Source organism: Dolichospermum flos-aquae CCAP 1403/13F, from assembly GCF_012516395.1.
Taxonomy (GTDB): Bacteria; Cyanobacteriota; Cyanobacteriia; order Cyanobacteriales; family Nostocaceae; genus Dolichospermum; species Dolichospermum lemmermannii.
In genome coordinates this window covers 970707-986784 of sequence record NZ_CP051206.1, presented here as the reverse complement: position 1 = coordinate 986784, position 16078 = coordinate 970707, and the positions used below count along the sequence as shown (strand labels likewise).

At 38.4% G+C, this 16078-nt stretch carries 20 protein-coding genes and 1 tRNA gene; 14 read left to right on the top strand and 7 right to left on the bottom strand.

Annotated elements, in window-relative coordinates:
* Nucleotides 1–24: 24 nt before the first annotated feature.
* The 4 genes from HGD76_RS05125 to HGD76_RS05110 all read right to left on the bottom strand — a co-directional run bounded on the left by HGD76_RS05125 (nt 25) and on the right by HGD76_RS05110 (nt 2500).
* Nucleotides 25–852, bottom strand: coding sequence for a cobalt-precorrin-6A reductase (locus HGD76_RS05125; RefSeq protein ID WP_168695153.1), 828 nt, complete (start codon nt 850–852; stop codon nt 25–27).
* A gap of 164 nt (nt 853–1016) precedes the next feature.
* Nucleotides 1017–1622 (bottom strand): hypothetical protein, encoded by a 606-nt coding sequence (locus HGD76_RS05120; RefSeq protein ID WP_168695152.1) that lies wholly within the window; start codon nt 1620–1622, stop codon nt 1017–1019.
* A 258-nt stretch (nt 1623–1880) separates the two neighbouring features.
* The gene (locus HGD76_RS05115; protein ID WP_015078916.1) at nt 1881–2228 is read right to left on the bottom strand and encodes a type II toxin-antitoxin system PemK/MazF family toxin; all 348 of its coding nucleotides are present in this window, start codon (nt 2226–2228) and stop codon (nt 1881–1883) included.
* A complete protein-coding gene (locus HGD76_RS05110) occupies nt 2225–2500 on the bottom strand; it encodes a ribbon-helix-helix domain-containing protein (protein WP_015078917.1) in 276 nt (91 codons plus the stop codon). The genes HGD76_RS05115 and HGD76_RS05110 overlap by 4 nt, the downstream gene beginning before the upstream one ends.
* A gap of 661 nt (nt 2501–3161) precedes the next feature.
* On the opposite strand from HGD76_RS05110, the gene ispG reads away from it, so the two are divergent.
* The 3 genes from ispG (at nt 3162) to HGD76_RS05090 (ending at nt 6429) form a co-directional block, all read left to right on the top strand.
* Nucleotides 3162–4388: a (E)-4-hydroxy-3-methylbut-2-enyl-diphosphate synthase gene (gene ispG / locus HGD76_RS05100; protein WP_168695151.1), complete on the top strand. Its 1227-nt coding sequence runs from the start codon at nt 3162–3164 to the stop codon at nt 4386–4388.
* A 301-nt stretch (nt 4389–4689) separates the two neighbouring features.
* Nucleotides 4690–4763, top strand: a tRNA-Pro gene (locus HGD76_RS05095).
* Between the two features lie 166 nt (nt 4764–4929).
* Nucleotides 4930–6429, top strand: coding sequence for a family 10 glycosylhydrolase (locus tag HGD76_RS05090; RefSeq protein ID WP_168695150.1), 1500 nt, complete (start codon nt 4930–4932; stop codon nt 6427–6429).
* Between the two features lie 169 nt (nt 6430–6598).
* Here the strand turns inward: HGD76_RS05090 and HGD76_RS05085 are convergent, their stop codons facing one another.
* Nucleotides 6599–7504, bottom strand: coding sequence for an alpha/beta fold hydrolase (locus tag HGD76_RS05085; protein ID WP_168695149.1), 906 nt, complete (start codon nt 7502–7504; stop codon nt 6599–6601).
* Nucleotides 7505–7506: 2 nt separating this feature from the next.
* Entirely contained in the window at nt 7507–8007 is a 501-nt protein-coding gene (locus tag HGD76_RS05080) for a HugZ family pyridoxamine 5'-phosphate oxidase (RefSeq protein WP_168697372.1), read from the bottom strand.
* Between the two features lie 124 nt (nt 8008–8131).
* Here HGD76_RS05080 and HGD76_RS05075 point away from each other — a divergent pair, with 124 nt between their 5' ends.
* The 4 genes from HGD76_RS05075 to HGD76_RS05060 all read left to right on the top strand — a co-directional run bounded on the left by HGD76_RS05075 (nt 8132) and on the right by HGD76_RS05060 (nt 11117).
* On the top strand, nt 8132–9616 hold the full coding sequence (locus tag HGD76_RS05075) for a CIA30 family protein (protein WP_168695148.1): 1485 nt from the start codon (nt 8132–8134) through the stop codon (nt 9614–9616).
* Between the two features lie 81 nt (nt 9617–9697).
* Nucleotides 9698–10090 carry a GFA family protein gene (locus HGD76_RS05070; protein ID WP_168695147.1) on the top strand — a complete coding sequence of 131 codons (393 nt, stop codon included), beginning with the start codon at nt 9698–9700 and terminating at the stop codon, nt 10088–10090.
* Nucleotides 10091–10534 (top strand): CAAD domain-containing protein, encoded by a 444-nt coding sequence (locus tag HGD76_RS05065; protein WP_168695146.1) that lies wholly within the window; start codon nt 10091–10093, stop codon nt 10532–10534. It begins immediately after the preceding gene.
* A gap of 208 nt (nt 10535–10742) precedes the next feature.
* Nucleotides 10743–11117, top strand: a complete 375-nt coding sequence (locus HGD76_RS05060) for a hypothetical protein (protein WP_015078925.1) — start codon at nt 10743–10745, stop codon at nt 11115–11117.
* Here HGD76_RS05060 and HGD76_RS05055 read toward each other — a convergent pair.
* Complete coding sequence (locus tag HGD76_RS05055; RefSeq protein WP_168695145.1) at nt 11114–11722, bottom strand: Uma2 family endonuclease; 609 nt, start codon at nt 11720–11722, stop codon at nt 11114–11116. The genes HGD76_RS05060 and HGD76_RS05055 overlap by 4 nt on opposite strands.
* A gap of 221 nt (nt 11723–11943) precedes the next feature.
* Here HGD76_RS05055 and hemC point away from each other — a divergent pair, with 221 nt between their 5' ends.
* From hemC to HGD76_RS05020, 7 genes are all read left to right on the top strand, one after another.
* Entirely contained in the window at nt 11944–12912 is a 969-nt protein-coding gene (gene hemC / locus HGD76_RS05050) for a hydroxymethylbilane synthase (protein WP_168695144.1), read from the top strand.
* A gap of 159 nt (nt 12913–13071) precedes the next feature.
* A complete protein-coding gene (gene glgA / locus HGD76_RS05045; protein WP_168695143.1) occupies nt 13072–14487 on the top strand; it encodes a glycogen synthase GlgA in 1416 nt (471 codons plus the stop codon).
* 94 nt (nt 14488–14581) lie between these two features.
* Entirely contained in the window at nt 14582–14911 is a 330-nt protein-coding gene (locus HGD76_RS05040) for a hypothetical protein (protein WP_148763251.1), read from the top strand.
* Complete coding sequence (locus HGD76_RS26200) at nt 14908–14973, top strand: hypothetical protein (protein ID WP_407644808.1); 66 nt, start codon at nt 14908–14910, stop codon at nt 14971–14973. Before HGD76_RS05040 ends, HGD76_RS26200 begins: the two co-directional genes overlap by 4 nt.
* 14 nt (nt 14974–14987) lie before the next feature.
* Nucleotides 14988–15452: an SMI1/KNR4 family protein gene (locus HGD76_RS05030; protein WP_148763253.1), complete on the top strand. Its 465-nt coding sequence runs from the start codon at nt 14988–14990 to the stop codon at nt 15450–15452.
* 109 nt (nt 15453–15561) lie between these two features.
* Nucleotides 15562–15786 (top strand): type II toxin-antitoxin system HicB family antitoxin, encoded by a 225-nt coding sequence (locus HGD76_RS05025; RefSeq protein WP_148763256.1) that lies wholly within the window; start codon nt 15562–15564, stop codon nt 15784–15786.
* Nucleotides 15779–16024: a type II toxin-antitoxin system HicA family toxin gene (locus HGD76_RS05020; RefSeq protein ID WP_168695142.1), complete on the top strand. Its 246-nt coding sequence runs from the start codon at nt 15779–15781 to the stop codon at nt 16022–16024. Before HGD76_RS05025 ends, HGD76_RS05020 begins: the two co-directional genes overlap by 8 nt.
* Nucleotides 16025–16078 lie beyond the last annotated feature (54 nt).

The window sequence follows — 16078 nt, the reverse complement described above, 5'->3', positions numbered from 1 at the left end:
TTTTTCGTGTGGGATCTGATCCCCCTAAATCCCCCTTTCCAAGGGGGACTTTGAGGAATTTAGCCCCCCTTTGTAAGGGGGGTTGGGGGGATCTCGATTAATTCTGATACTTTTCAAACATCCTCTTAGCCATTGCACAGCACTTTCCACATCTGCAACTTGTTCTCCTGGGGGTACAGGTGGACGATTTACCATCACCACCTTTATCCCTAGTTTCCTAGCGGCGATAATTTTGGGATATGTGGCACTACCACCGCTATTTTTGCTGACAATGGTATCTATATTGTATTTGAGGAGAATTTCTTGTTCGTTTTCTAAACTAAAGGGACCGCGATCGCATAAAATTAATCCAGGTGGAACGACAACATCAGCATTTGGTGGATCAATCATCCGCATTAAAAACCAAATTTCCTGTAAATGTGCAAAAGTCGCAATTTCTTGTCTACCAATTGTTAAAAATACTCGGTTAGCTTGATTTGCTAAAACAGCAGCAGCAGCCAAATTATTTTCTACTTCTAACCAATAATCATCCTTGAGTTTTTCCCAAGCTGGACGAATTACCATTAATCGAGGAATACCTACTTCCTGAGTCGCTGCGGCTGCATTCTCAGAAATTTGATTAGCAAAAGGATGAGTAGCATCAATTAATATATCAATTTGCATTTCTCGCAGATAAGTCACCAATCCGGCTACACCACCAAAACCGCCTATTCGCACATTACCCACAGGAGTAGCAGGTTCACGGGTACGACCGGCTAGAGAGGAGATAGCCTCAATACCAGGAATATTTGCTACCTTAGCAGCTAATTCTACCGCATCACCAATTCCACCGATAATTAAAACCCGCAACATATCAATTTAAGACAAATGGGATTAAAGCCAGCAGTTTAAGTTTAACTAATACTAACCAGTTTCTCTGTGTTCATTGACTAGTACCGCAGGGCGGAATTAAAAATTAACAATTAAAAATTAAAAAGCAGATTGTATAAGCTTTTTAGGGACTTTTAATGGTTATCTTACTTACGCTGTACTGTACTAGATTCTAAAGTTTTAACTTGATTTTGGAGTTTTTCTAAAGTTTGTAAATGGGATTGGTGCAATGAATTACCTAGCCAAATCAAACTTCCACTAAATAAAGTTACTGTAATAACTAAAATACCTGTTAACAATTTCACCTGTAAATGCAGAAGTTTTATCTGATTAATTTGATTTTCCTCTGGAAGCTGAGAAATAGAAACTAAATTGAGATTTTCATTTTCTGTCATCACCTCTAATCTCTTTTCTTCTACTCTTATAAATGTAACTTTACCTTGCAGCCATCCAGTAATCAAATCAGGGCAATTTTTCTTAAACCATTGCCAAGCCAGTATTTTAAATGCAGGTTTAGATATTTTAGTCATAAATTTTAGAGTTTTATTGAGAGTTCCAAACTTAAATTTTTGATTTACTAAATTAGTTGAACCAACATCATAGAGACAATCCATGATGGATTTAATTGTAATTTCTTCCTGATAAATCAAAGTTCTTACTAATAACCTAAGTTCATTAATTAGTTGTTCCTCTTTCTCTTTCTCTTGAGACTGTTGTGTTAAATGATTTGATATTTTTATTGATTTAGACATATTTCAATAATAAATTTTGAAGTTTTCCACGTTTTCCTCATACCAAGTCACGTTAATTCAGGAAATGAGATAGAACTGACAAAACGACCTACTTATCTACCCTGGTTTCCTGTTCCTCATTCCCTCCCTTAAAAGCTAGTACCGCAAGGCGAAAGTCAAAAGTCAAGCCTAAGACGGTATAGGCTTTTGGGCGATTTAGAATGGACGTTTGACGTAGCTCAGTTGAGCCGTTGGTTTATTTACGCCCTTGTGTACTAGTTAATATCCTGGCAAATCTAAGGCAATTAATAACGCTTGCTCCAAATGTGCCATGACAACTTCAGAAAGTATTCCTCTTAAACGCAAAAAGCGGGTTTTAGATAACACCCGTACCTGATCTGCCATGGCGATTGAGTCTTTCTTGAGTCCGCCATCTGGTGATAAAATTAAAACTTGAGTAGGGTAAACTCGCTTTCCGTCTTGATAGGTGGTACAGGGTACTGCTAAAACGACTGGGCTGGATAGATTAATTACATCGCGACTAACAATAATCACTGGGCGAGTTCCTCCCTGCTCCGAGCCTTCAGTCATTTCTAGACGCGCATCATAAACCTCACCCCTTCTCATCTTGGCGATTCCCCTAACTGCAACGCCTCCCACTGCGCGGTAGCAAATTCTACCTCTAGTTTTAAGACCTCTGCTTGATAATCTGGATCATTAGCCATTTCTGCCAATGCGGCATCAATTTCGGATCGCTTTTGTAAGGCTAGTTCCCTTCGTAAAGCCTGAGCGACAAAATCATTCCGACTTTTAGCTTTCCCTTCCATAACTGCTTTATCTGTAGCTTCTAGCAGTTCCCTGGGAATGGTTAATGTCGTGCGAACGGTTTCTGTTTTCATAGAGCGTTCATTATTTGATGACTGAAGTGATGTCTTATATCATATCGTTTTACGCATCAATTTAGTAAATTTAAGTTGGTCATTAGTCATTGGTCAGTAGGGGCGAAGCATTTGGAAGATAAATTATCGGTCATTGCCAAAAATAATTCTCCAAATGCTTCGCCCGTACAGTTGTCAGCATTTGGAAGATAAATTATCGGTCATTGCCAAAAATAGTTCTCCAAATGCTTCGCCCGTACAGTTGTCAGCATTTGGAAGATAAATTATCGGTCATTGCCAAAAATAATTCTCCAAATGCTTCGCCCGTACAGTTGTCAGCATTTGGAAGATAAATTATCGGTCATTGCCAAAAATAATTCTCCAAATGCTTCGCCCGTACAGTTGTCAGCATTTGGAAGATAAATTATCGGTCATTGCCAAAAATAATTCTCCAAATGCTTCGCCCGTACAGTTGTCAGCATTTGGAAGATAAATTATCGGTCATTGCCAAAAATAGTTCTCCAAATGCTTCGCCCGTACAGTTGTCAGTTGTAAAACTCTTGGTTATTTTTTGATTTACTTTTCAATTTAGCACCTAAAATACCCCAAATTGTGGCAATCTGAGAAGTATAACCGCTGGCAATCTGATATTTTAGCTACAGAAAATCTACCTATTTAGATTATGCAAACTCTGCCGACTTTGGAAATTACCAACACTACATCTAGTCAACCAACCTTTGATACCACCATCAAACGCCGCAAAACCCGCGCTGTACAAGTGGGAGATGTCACCATTGGAGGAGGATATCCAGTGGTGGTACAGTCAATGATTAATGAAGATACTCTGGATATTGATGGTTCTGTCGCTGGCATTCGTCGTCTCCATGAAATAGGCTGCGAAATTGTCCGCGTCACTGTTCCTAGTATTGGACACGCTAAAGCACTGGCGGAAATTAAACAAAAATTAATTCAAACTTACCGTGATGTGCCAATTGTAGCCGACGTACATCACAATGGCATGAAAATCGCCTTGGAAGTTGCCAAACATATCGAAAAAGTGCGAATTAATCCAGGTTTGTATATATTTGAGAAAGCAAATACCAGCCGCACCGAATATACAAAAACTGAATTTGACGAAATTGGCGAAAAAATCCGCGAAACCTTAGCACCGCTGGTAATTTCCTTGCGTGATCAAGGTAAAGCTATGCGAATTGGCGTAAATCATGGTTCTTTGGCGGAAAGAATGCTATTTACCTATGGTGACACCCCGGAAGGGATGGTGGAATCTGCCTTAGAATTTATTCGCATTTGTGAATCTTTGGATTTTCGTAATGTCGTAATTTCCATGAAAGCCTCACGAGTTCCTGTCATGGTGGCTGCATATCGGCTTATGGCTAAACGCATGGATGATTTAGGCATGGATTATCCTCTTCACCTGGGCGTGACAGAAGCAGGTGACGGGGAATATGGCAGAATTAAATCTACTGCGGGTATTGCCACATTATTGGCTGACGGTATTGGTGACACAATCCGCGTCTCTTTGACAGAAGCACCAGAAAAGGAAATTCCGGTTTGTTACAGCATTCTGCAAGCTTTGGGTTTGCGGAAAACAATGGTTGAATATGTGGCTTGTCCTTCTTGCGGACGGACTTTATTTAACCTAGAGGAAGTGCTGCACGTAGTCCGGGAAGCTACTAAACATTTAACAGGTCTGGATATTGCTGTGATGGGTTGTATTGTGAATGGACCTGGAGAAATGGCCGATGCTGACTATGGATATGTTGGTAAAAACCCTGGTTATATTTCTTTATATCGTGGTCGGGATGAAATTAAAAAAGTTCCAGAAGCCCAAGGTGTAGAGGAATTGATTAATCTGATTAAAGCCGACGGACGTTGGGTAGATCCTTAATTAATAAAATTTTTACTTCTGTCTCTCCGGTGAATTACTTAATTTTTTATCTGACCGCGAATAACCCAAAGATAGAAAATTAGTAATTTTGCAGGAGGCAGAAGGTTTATCGCAGATGAAGATCTAACTTCAACGGAACGCCAGCAATCTTGAGATCAGGGATTCTAAAATTTTTTCAAAAAACCCCTTGCTATTTTCTTTAGTCTTGTGATATATTAACAAGAGTGACTTAATAAATTTTAGATGGACAATTTTGGAATCATCCCCACTCCAAAAGTCTAAAATCTCAAGTTCACACTTACGGGACGTAGCGCAGCTTGGTAGCGCGCCACTTTGGGGTAGTGGAGGTCTAGGGTTCAAATCCCTACGTTCCGATTTATGGAAACTTTAATCATGGCACATTCTTCTCCTTCAATGTAAATGTTTGAGTTGTTTGTGTGGAATACTGCTTTTGATGGTTGTATGTCTCTCCAAATCTGGGGATATTTTAAGTGCAGGCTATTTCATGCAAGCTATTACAAATTTAAATTGATTGCTATATATGTCTGATTACAACTGGAAATTTGTAAGACTAATTTTGTCTTGGCAAGGTGTATTTACTATAATTATTGCTAGTTGCTTATTAATTCTCAACTTAGTTACCGCACCAGCTATTGCTCAAAAGGGACAGGATTGTCGGGTATCATCAAAAGCAACTCAAGAAAAAGAAAAATTACGTTTATTAGCTTTTAAAGGCAATAAAGAGGCAGAAAGTCGCTATCAGAAATTACTCAAACAGCATACACAAGAATTAAAAACCTGTCGTAGTCAGACTTGGCCACAAACTCAAGCTATTTGGTTGCGCTTGTATCCCTGCGATATCCAGCCGGGAGTAGTTGATCAAATTATGGACCGCATTGTCAACCAAGGCTATAACCAAGTTTATTTAGAAGTATTTTATGATGGCCGGGTACTATTACCAGCCGCAGCTAACCCAACTGTTTGGCCTGCTGTGGTTCGCATTCTTGGTGCAGAAAAATTTGATTTATTGGCATTAGCAATTAAAAAAGGGCAACAACGCGGGTTGAAAGTTTATGCTTGGATGTTTACGAATAACTTTGGTTATACTTATGCTCAACGGGCAGATAGACAAAATGCGATCGCTCGTAATGGCAAAAATCAAACCAGCTTATCCGTAGTAGAAGATAGTTCTCAAGTCTTTATTGATCCTTACAACACTCAGGCTAAAAACGATTACTACCGCATGATACAACAGGTTATACGCCGTCGTCCAGATGGTATTCTCTTCGATTATGTTCGCTATCCTCGTCAAATTGGCAATGATTCTATTGCTACCAAAGTTCATGATTTATGGCTATTTACCCCTGCTACCCAAGAAGTCTTATTTCGTCGCGCCAAAAATTCCAAAGGATTAGAATTAATTCGCCGTTTTCTCACCAGAGGATATGTGAGTGCTGGTGATATAACAGAAATTGATAAACGCTATCCTCAAGAAGATGAACCCATGTGGGAAGGGCGTATTCCTCGAAAAAAACAGAAATCTTTGCCTTCCCCAGCGGAAAAACAGCGGGTTTTGCAATTGGATTTATGGTTATTCACTGTTGCTCATGCTATGCAAGGTATCTTAGATTTTGTGGCTTTAGCAAGTTACCCAGCCAAACAAAAAGGTATTCCCGCTGGAGTGGTATTTTTTCCCGAAGGTAATCAAGCTTTAGGACAAGGGTATGATTCCCGTTTGCAACCTTGGGATAGGTTTTCTAGTAACTTACAATGGCATCCCATGTCCTATGCAAATTGCGGTAATGTTGATTGCATTGTGGCACAAGTTCGACAGGTTTTGAAGATGGCACAACCAGGGACAAAAGTGATTCCGGCTTTAGCTGGTAAGTGGGGAGAATCAATTAGTAATCGTCCCTCTTTAGAAGTGCAAATGCAAGCCCTTCATCAATTATTTCCTCAAATTAAGGGTGTTAGTCATTTTGCTTATTCTTGGCAATATCCTCAAGATGATAATGAACGCAAATCTTGTAATGTTCGCTAAATCGTTATAATTCAGTAGGGGCGGGGTTTCCCCACCCAAAATTCAAGAGTTAATGAACCACGTTCGCGAAGCGTCCCGCAGGGATAGGGACGAAGGACACGAAGGAAGAAGGAAGAAGAAGAAAGAAGGAGTAAAATTAGGAAATGTCTACCCTCCTTTTAAGTTTAATTTAAATTTTTAATTCTCCAGTTTTGTTGTATTTTTGCAATATTCCCATGACAACTGCTGGTATTTCTAAATGGGGAAGAATTCCAGTGTCGGGTATTTCATGAAAGCCTTTAATTGCACCAGGATTTAAATTTGCTAACCGTCGTCCTAATTGCATATTTGTAAATTGTGCTTTTTCACCCCACAACATGACAGTTGGAACTTGAAGTTGCTGAATATATAAACTCAAATCAAAATAAAGATTTCCGCGTAAGAAGGACAAAGCCGCAAACTTGGCTTGATATTGTTGTGCAGAACTTAAATAAGCTGATACCATTTCTTGGGTCACTCTTTCTGGTTTAGCAAACAGAAAACTTTGCAAAAAATTCCTGACTGCAATTTCGTTTTCTGCACCCAAAGCATAAATTAAATTATCTACCAACGGTGTATTAATTAAAGAAAGTGGTAATCTCCTTCCTGCACCTTCTCCAAAATCGTTAAAACCGGAAGGACAAACTAAAAACAAAGCTTTAAATAAGTCTGGATAAGTAACAGCAAGACGAATAGTTAAAGCCGCTGTTAAAGAAGATGCTACTACAGTTACAGGTTGATTACAGGTTTGAGTAATAAACTCAAGAATCGTCGTTAAATAATCTTGAATTTGATAATCTCGCACGGGGTGAGCAGATTTTCCCCACCCAATTAAATCTGGGGCTAAAATTCGATATGTTGACGCATAAGCCGGGTAAATTTTCGACCATTCATAAGCAGATGCACCACCACCAAAATTATGTAAGAATAATAATGGTGGTAAATCTTGATCTTTGGCATTTTCCCAAGGGGCGCTAATTTGGGTATAGTAAACCATTGCCCCCAAAGAGGTATGAATGAATTTACTACCAAACCCAGGAGGTTGAAATTGCAGCATAATTATGAAAGTGAATCTTTGGTAATTTGTACAAGTTGATTTATATTATCACTATTAATATTATAGGCAGCCCCAAACCCAATGACAAAACGTCCGGTATTCGGTGTAAGTCGCAAAATCCGAAAATCGGGTAAACTGCGTAATGTCGTAATCAATTCTCCAAACCGAAGTTCAAATTTATCAACAACTTCCTGCCATTTCTCTGTTTCCCTTTCTATCAAACTTGCGGTACAATCAAAATTTAACCGCCGACGGGCAAAAATTTGTTTAGTTTTAACTTCGTCGTCAATAAATAAAACACTTACAAAAGGATGATTATGAATATTTTGGGTGTGTGTAGCTAGTCCACTCACATAAATATAGATATTTTTATCATCGTCCATAATAAAAGGAGCATAACTAGCATTAGGAGTTCCTTGTTTATTTACCGTACTTATAATAATGCTGGTAAATTCTTTGGGAAATTTCTCATATTCAGCTTGGGCTTTAGCAAATTGATTCATCATGGCAATTATCCTCTTTTATGAATATTATAATCCAGATCCATCCAGATCCCCGACTTCTTTGAGAAGTCGGGGATCTAAATCTGATACAATAAGACTAAAATAACATGATTAAATCGTAACTATGAATAATAACAATCGTTCTCGATGGGATTTATGCAGGTTTATTAAAACCCTAACTTACTTTGAAGTATTTCCGGTTCTTAACTGGATAGAGAAACTCTTTCAAGGTAGTCCAAAAGATCATCAAGATATATCAAAAGCAGGAGGAAATATGGCTGTAATTCTGGTAGCTGGGGCGACGGGTGGTGTGGGTAAACGAGTTGTCAAAAAATTGATAGCACAAGGCTATAATGTCCGTTGTTTAGTTCGAGATATTGCAAAAGCGCGGACAATTCTGGGTGATGATATTGATTTGGTAGTTGGGGATATTACGAAATCAGAGACTTTGACAAATTTAGTTATGGCTAATATTCAAGCTGTAATTTGTTGTACGTCGGTGCGTGTTCAACCTGTGGAGGGAGATACACCAGATAGGGCAAAATATAATCAAGGGGTGAAATTCTATCTACCGGAAATTGTCGGAGATACACCAGAAAATGTTGAATATCAAGGTGTGAAAAATTTAGTTGCAGCCGCTGCAAAGTATCTAGTTTCTGTGGGTGAAAAACCGATATTTGATTTTACTAAACCATCAGATGAAATCAAAAATATCTGGGGCGCTTTAGATGATGTGGTTATGGGTGGTGTTAGTTCCAGTAGTTTTCAAATTAGGGAAAATACAGCAGTATTCACAGGTAATGTTTCAACTGCTAATTCTGGGGGTTTTGCTTCAGTAAGAACTAAGAATTTTTCACCATTAGTTGATTTATCTGGTTATCAAGGTGTGAAATTGCGGGTTAAAGGTGACGGTCAACGTTATAAAATATTTATCCGCACAGAGTCAACTTGGGACGGTGTTGGTTATAGTTATTCTTTTGATACTGTTGCTAATAATTGGCTGGATATTCAGATTCCTTTTACCGATTTAGTTCCCGTTTTTCGTGCCAAAATTGTTAAAGATTGTCCACCAATGGACGTTAGTAAGGTTTGTTCTTTGCAATTAATGTTGAGTAAGTTTGAATATGATGGTGCTTTAAATCCTGCTTTTAATCCGGGGATTTTTGCGCTGGAAGTTGCATCAATTCAAGCCTATGGTGGGGAAACTTTACCTCAATTTGTATTAATCAGTTCTGCTGGGGTAACTCGTCCAGGAAGACCAGGAATTAATTTAGATGAAGAACCTCCAGCGGTAAGGTTAAATGACCAATTGGGAGGAATTTTAACTTGGAAGTTGCGAGGAGAAGAAAGTGTTAAAGCTAGTGGGATTCCTTATACAATTATTCGACCTTGTGCTTTGACAGAATCAGCAGGAGGGAAGGAATTAATCTTTGAACAAGGTGATAATATTAGAGGAAAAATTAGCCGTGATGATGTTGCGGAAATTTGTGTACAAGCAATTAAAGAACCAAAAGCCAGTAATCTCACTTTTGAGGTTAAGGAAAGTGAAGTAATTGCTGATAATTTAGATTGGAAACGGCTATTTTCTTCTTTGCAAGTTGATAAATAGAACTTTAAATAATTAGTGAATTTGTTGGGTTTCCTTTGTCAACCCAACCTACAATCAGAGTTAATCAACTGGAGAAACTTAATGTCAAGTAAAGATAAATCTGTTACGTATGAGGGTGGTTGTCATTGTGGTACGGTGCGGTTTCGGGTAGTAGTTAATAATCACAAAGTTGATGATTGTAATTGTTCAATTTGTGCTAGAAAAGGATTTTTGCATTTGATTGTCCCCCAAGAAAAGTTTAGTTTGCTACAAGGGGAAGATGTCTTAAAAACTTATAAATTTAATACGGAAGTAGCACAACATAAGTTTTGCAGTATTTGTGGAATTCATTCCTTTTATATTCCCCGTAGTCACCCTGATTGTATTGATGTTAATGTGCGGTGTTTAGACGGAAATATAATTGGCAATTTTGAAATTGTGCCTTTTGATGGTGTAAATTGGGAAGAAAATATTGATAAGTTACAAAGAGGTTAAATGATAATTATGATGGAAACTCAAGCACAGCAAACAGAACAAGGAAATTATTCTTCACCACAAGATAGTTTATCTTTTTCCGGTGAAGACAATCGCAGTTTACCAAAATTACCTGCTGCTAAAGAATCTGAATCCCAATGGCAGCAAATTAGTAGACAAATTCTTGAATTCTTAAATCAACTGCCAGAGTATTTAGGCAGTATTTTTAACAACAATAAACAGGGTTTAATCACCCTAGTTTTAATTTTATCAGCTTTGGTAACAGTTAAGGTAGCGATCGCATTACTAGATGCTGTGAATGGTGTACCTTTGCTACAACCGATTTTCGAGTTGATTGGCATATTTTACTTTATCTGGTTTGCTTTCCGTTATCTCCTCAAATTTGAGTCTCGGCAAGAATTATCCCAGAAATTTAACTCTTTCAAACAACAATCTTTAGGATAAAGATTTTTTATCAAGCTAATAAAATGTAGGTTAGTTCTAGACTAGCTTACATTTTTTTATTTTGTCATGGAGGATGTCAAATATATCTATAGATAGAGAATTTTAATCAAAGTATTTTTATTAATTATATCCTAAGATAGTGTATTTATCTGCTAGAAAATTCTAAGCTAGTCCTGGTAATCCTAGAAAAGTACAAGGGGTTAATTGTATGAATGAGAAGATTACCGCAGATACTTATGATAGAGGCATAATTCCCGCTGAAACAGCAGCCCGAATGAAAAGAGAAGGAGTAAATTATAAACACTTGCCGACTGAAGAGGATCTTGCCAGTGCTGCCACTGATGACCAAACTGATATTTACAGTATTCGGACAACGGACGGTTATACTGTGGATAAAGAGGGGTTATTGAATAATTATCCAGTTGAACCGGAAATGTATTATGAAGTTCCTGGTGATGCGCGGGAAATAGCAGAACAAGAAAAAGCTGAACGAATACAGGAATTGCGAGAAGTAAATGCAGATAAAACAGGTTTATTAACAGAGGATTTTGATAAAAGAGGTAAAGGACCAGGAATGATCTAATTTACCATTTCTTTGATTTTCTCCCGAAATCCTAAAGCCGCATCTAAAGGGTCATCTGCTACTACATATTGCGCCAAAATTGACAAATCTAAATTTGGCAATAATTCACTTTTTGCCACCAATTCATAACTTTCACCGCGCAGATGATAAACGGCAAATTGATTGTTTTGAAAAAACCAAACTTCTGCCACGCCTAATCTTTTGTAAACTTCTAATTTATCAATTCCCCCACTGGTGACTACAACTTCAATGGCAAGATCAGGAATTTCTTTTTCTATGCCTAGACAGTAGGATTCATCTGGTTCTACTCCTCCTCTTTTCCCTTGTTTACGGAAGGTGGTAGAACCAAGGGGAAAATAGCGAATGCGTTTTTCTTGAAAGTAAATTTCCAGCAAAGATCCAATAATTGTTCTGCGAATTTCATGGCGACGACTCGGTGACATTAATTCTATGACTCCATCTAAATATGTAACTCTATATTGTAAACTGTCACCCAAATCATTGAGTAAAGCTTCATAATTTTTCCAATTAACACCACTGATAGTTTGCCGTTCTTCTGGATCTTCGGCTTGTAATAGTTCAGATAATTCTGAAAGTAAAAGCATATAATTTCCTAAACCTGAATTATTGCTAACTTGATTATATTCTAATTTCCAGATCCCCGACTTCTCTGAGAAGTCAAGGATATATTTCAAAAATTGTAAATAAATGTAAAGCTACTAGCAAATAAAATCTTCACAGAATTAGGTTAATCTAATCCGGTACGTCACTCCCTGCGGTAGTCTAGATAAATGTTAATTTATCGCCTGGTTTGACAAATAGTTTTATGACTTCAGTTTCCAGTCCTGCACGCGTTATTCGTATTGGTTCACGTAAAAGCCAACTAGCTTTAGTTCAAACATACTGGGTACAAGCGGAACTCCAGAAAAGCTTTCCCCACATTACTTTTGAAGTCCATACCATGTCTACCCAAGGGGACAAAATCCTGGATGTGGCATTGGCTAAAATTGGCGATAAAGGACTATTTACCAAGGAACTGGAATTGGGCATGATCAATAAAGAGATTGATTTTGCTGTGCATTCTCTCAAGGATCTTCCCACCAATCTACCAGAAGGGTTGACACTGGCAGCGATTACAGAACGGGAAAACCCCGCAGACGCGGTGGTATTGCATGAAAAGCATAAAGGTCTGCAAATCGAGACTTTACCCGCAAATGCGGTAATTGGGACTTCTTCCCTGCGACGTTTGGCACAGTTACGCCATAAGTTCCCTGATTTTACCTTCAAAGATGTGCGGGGAAACTTGATCACACGCATGGCAAAACTGGATGCTGGTGAGTATGATGCTTTAATTTTAGCAGTAGCTGGTTTAGAAAGATTGGAAATGAGCGATCGCATCCATCAAGTTCTGACTCCTGAAATCTCCCTCCATGCCGTTGGACAAGGCGCTTTAGGAATAGAATGCCGGGCAGATGATACGGAGGTAATTAGCTTACTGAAAGCGATTGAACACCCACAAACACGCGATCGCTGTTTAGCAGAAAGATCATTTTTACGAGTTTTAGAAGGTGGTTGTCAAGTTCCCATTGGTGTAAATACGGTAATCAATGGTGACGAATTAACTCTAAAAGGTCTGGTTGCCAGCGTTGATGGTCAAACAATCGTTAAAGATACCGTCACCGGTACGGCTGCTGATGCTGAAAAATTAGGCGCACAACTAGCCAGTATTCTCAGGGAACAAGGCGCTACAGAAATCTTAGAAAAAATCTTCACCGAGATTCAACGAGGATCATAGGGTAATAGGTGACAGGTTACAGGTTACAGGTAACAGCCAAGAGAAGAGAGTTTAATTACCCAATCACCAATTACCAATCACCAATTACCAATTACCAATTACCAATTACCAATTACCAATCACCAATTACCAATTACCAATTACCAATTACCAATTACCATGAGAATTTTATTTGTAGCAGCGGAAGCTGCTCCCATTGCCAAAGTTGGCGGTATGGGGGATGTTGTCGGTGCATTACCCAAGGTCTTGAGAGCAATGGGTCATGATGTACGGATTTTCATGCCTTACTATGGCTTTGTACCCGACAAAATGCCAGTTCCCAAAGAACCCATTTGGAAGGGAGCAGCCATGTTCCAGGAGTTTGCAGTTTACGAGAGTGTACTGCCTGGTACTGATGTTCCTTTGTATTTATTTCAACATCCATCTTTTTCACCTCGGCGGGTTTACGGTGGAGAAGATGAAGATTGGAGATTTACTTTATTTTCCAATGGGGCAGCGGAATTTTGCTGGAATTACTGGAAACCGGAAATTGTCCATTGTCATGATTGGCACACAGGAATGTTGCCTGTCTGGTTGAATCAATCTCCAGATATTACCAGTGTATTCACCATTCACAACCTCGCTTATCAAGGTCCTTGGCGGTGGTATTTAGAGAAAATTACCTGGTGTCCCTGGTATATGCAAGGACACAATACAATGGCAGCCGCAGTCCAGTTTGCCAATAAGGTAAATACAGTTTCTCCTACCTATGCGGAGCAAATCAAAACACCTGCCTACGGTGAACAAATAGAAGGGTTATTATCTTTTATTGGCGGCAAATTATCAGGGATAATTAATGGCATAGATACCGATATTTATGATCCAGCTAATGATAAATACATCACCCAAACCTTTACCATAGATACCCTTGATCAACGCAAAGCTAATAAAATAGCTCTGCAAGAAGAAGTAGGTTTAGAAGTTAATTCTAATGCCTTTCTCATCGGCATGGTGACAAGGTTGGTAGAACAAAAAGGGATGGATTTAGTATTACAAATCCTTGACCGTTTTATGGCTTATACAGATGCTCAGTTTGTCTTGTTGGGAACAGGCGATCGCTATTATGAAACCCAAATGTGGCAACTCGCATCCCGCTATCCCGGACGGATGGCCACTTACCTGCTGTATAATGATGCCCTTTCACGCCGTATTTACGCGGGTACAGATGCCTTCTTAATGCCTAGCCGCTTTGAACCCTGCGGAATTAGCCAAATGATGGCCTTGCGTTACGGTTCTGTGCCTATTGTTCGTCGGACAGGGGGATTGGTTGATACTGTCAGCCACTTTGATCCAGTCAATGAAGCAGGTACAGGTTATTGCTTTGACCGCTATGAACCTCTGGACTTATTTACCTGTATGATTCGCGCTTGGGAAGGTTTCCGTTTCAAACCCCAATGGCAAGAATTACAAAAACGGGGGATGAGTGAAAACTTCAGTTGGTATGAATCCGCTAAAGAGTATGATAAACTCTATCGTTCTATCTATGGTTTACCAGATATAGAACCAGAAGCGGAAGTAACAGCAGAAACTGTTTAAGGTGTTGTAGAAAGTTGGAATTTTAGACAATATTGATGGGGTATTTATCTGGAATACCCCTTTTTAATACACGATAGTATAGAATTAAAAAAAGATGGATTGGCTAGAGCGCGTCGCAGAAATTCGCAAAATTTGTAACGTGCCAGCACCAGCTCGAAATGTTGCTATTGCTAGAGTATGGGTAGATGAGACGTTTTCTGAGCTATTTGCTTTTAGTGGTAAGCTGTTGCGAGAAGGAGCTGTTGGTTTACCCAGTCAACCGATGTTTCAAACCTTTGACATTGCTGGACACCGAAGAGACTTAGACTCAGAGTACAAAATATTAGAAGCGATCGCCGAAAAATATACAAATAATAGAGAAGTAAAGGGTAAAATTGAATTATTTACTTCAAAGAGCCATGTGATTCGTGTGAGTATGTCATGAAGCAGTTTAGGCAAACTTTCCCGAACATTCAGCTAAATGTATATCACGGAAACATTGCATAAAGGAGTCGGTATAAATGTCAATTTGCAATTTACCCGCACCACTTAATCTTATTTTTCATGAGAATCATCTTTCCCCATGTTCAGATTTAGAAATAATTCAACTTGAACGACAACAAGGTATTAATCTGCCCAGCACTTACAAAGACTTTTTGAAGATAATGGGGCATGGGGCAGGTAAGTTTTTACGTGGTTCAGATTGCTTTTATCAGCATTTGCCACAAATTCAAGAATGGGCTAAACAGCTTTTAGTAGAAAATGATTTTCCTCAAACTTTACCGGAGGATGCTTTTGTATTTTTCATGCACCAGGGATATCAGTTCAGCTTTTTCAGACTTTCAGAAGGTGATAACCCACCAACTTATTCATATTGTGAAGGACAAGAACAGCCTTATTTTGTCAAAAGTCATGATCAGTTTAGTGAATTTCTATCTGTGGAAATCAATCTTTATTTAAAGTCTTTGATGCTGATAGCGAATTAGATATTAGCTAGATAAACAAAATTATGGTTCAGAACAAAGGATTTTAGATATGCAAAATAATGAACTATGATATAATAGTCAATGATTAATAATCAAATAGCAGTTACTTATGTCCTATAAAGTTAGTATTGTCATTGAAAAAGATGAGCATGGCTATTATGCTTATTGTCCTGAACTTCCTGGATGTCAATCTGAAGGTGATTCTTTAGAAACAGTACAAGCAAATATAAAGGAGGCTGTTGAATTATATATAGAAACATTATCAGAATTTGAAAAACAAGCACTTCAGCACAAAGAAATATTAACTATGACTTTGGAGGTAAAAGTTGCCTAAACTGCCCCGACTAACTGCCAAAGAAGCTGAAAAATTACTATTAAGTGCTGGTTTTATGCAAATAAGAAGCAAAGGTAGTCACAGAATTTATTTTCGAGAAAATGTTAGAGTAGTGATTCCTTTTCATTCAGGTAAGGTCTTACATCCGAAAACGGTACAACAGGTTTTTACTGCTATTGAAAGTTTTGAAATTGAGAAAATAGAAGAGGAAATAAATCAAGACGAAGAAGATATTTAAGAGGATGTTTTAAAGGTATTTTCTGTCAGAATCAGGATTTCCAGGATTTAATGA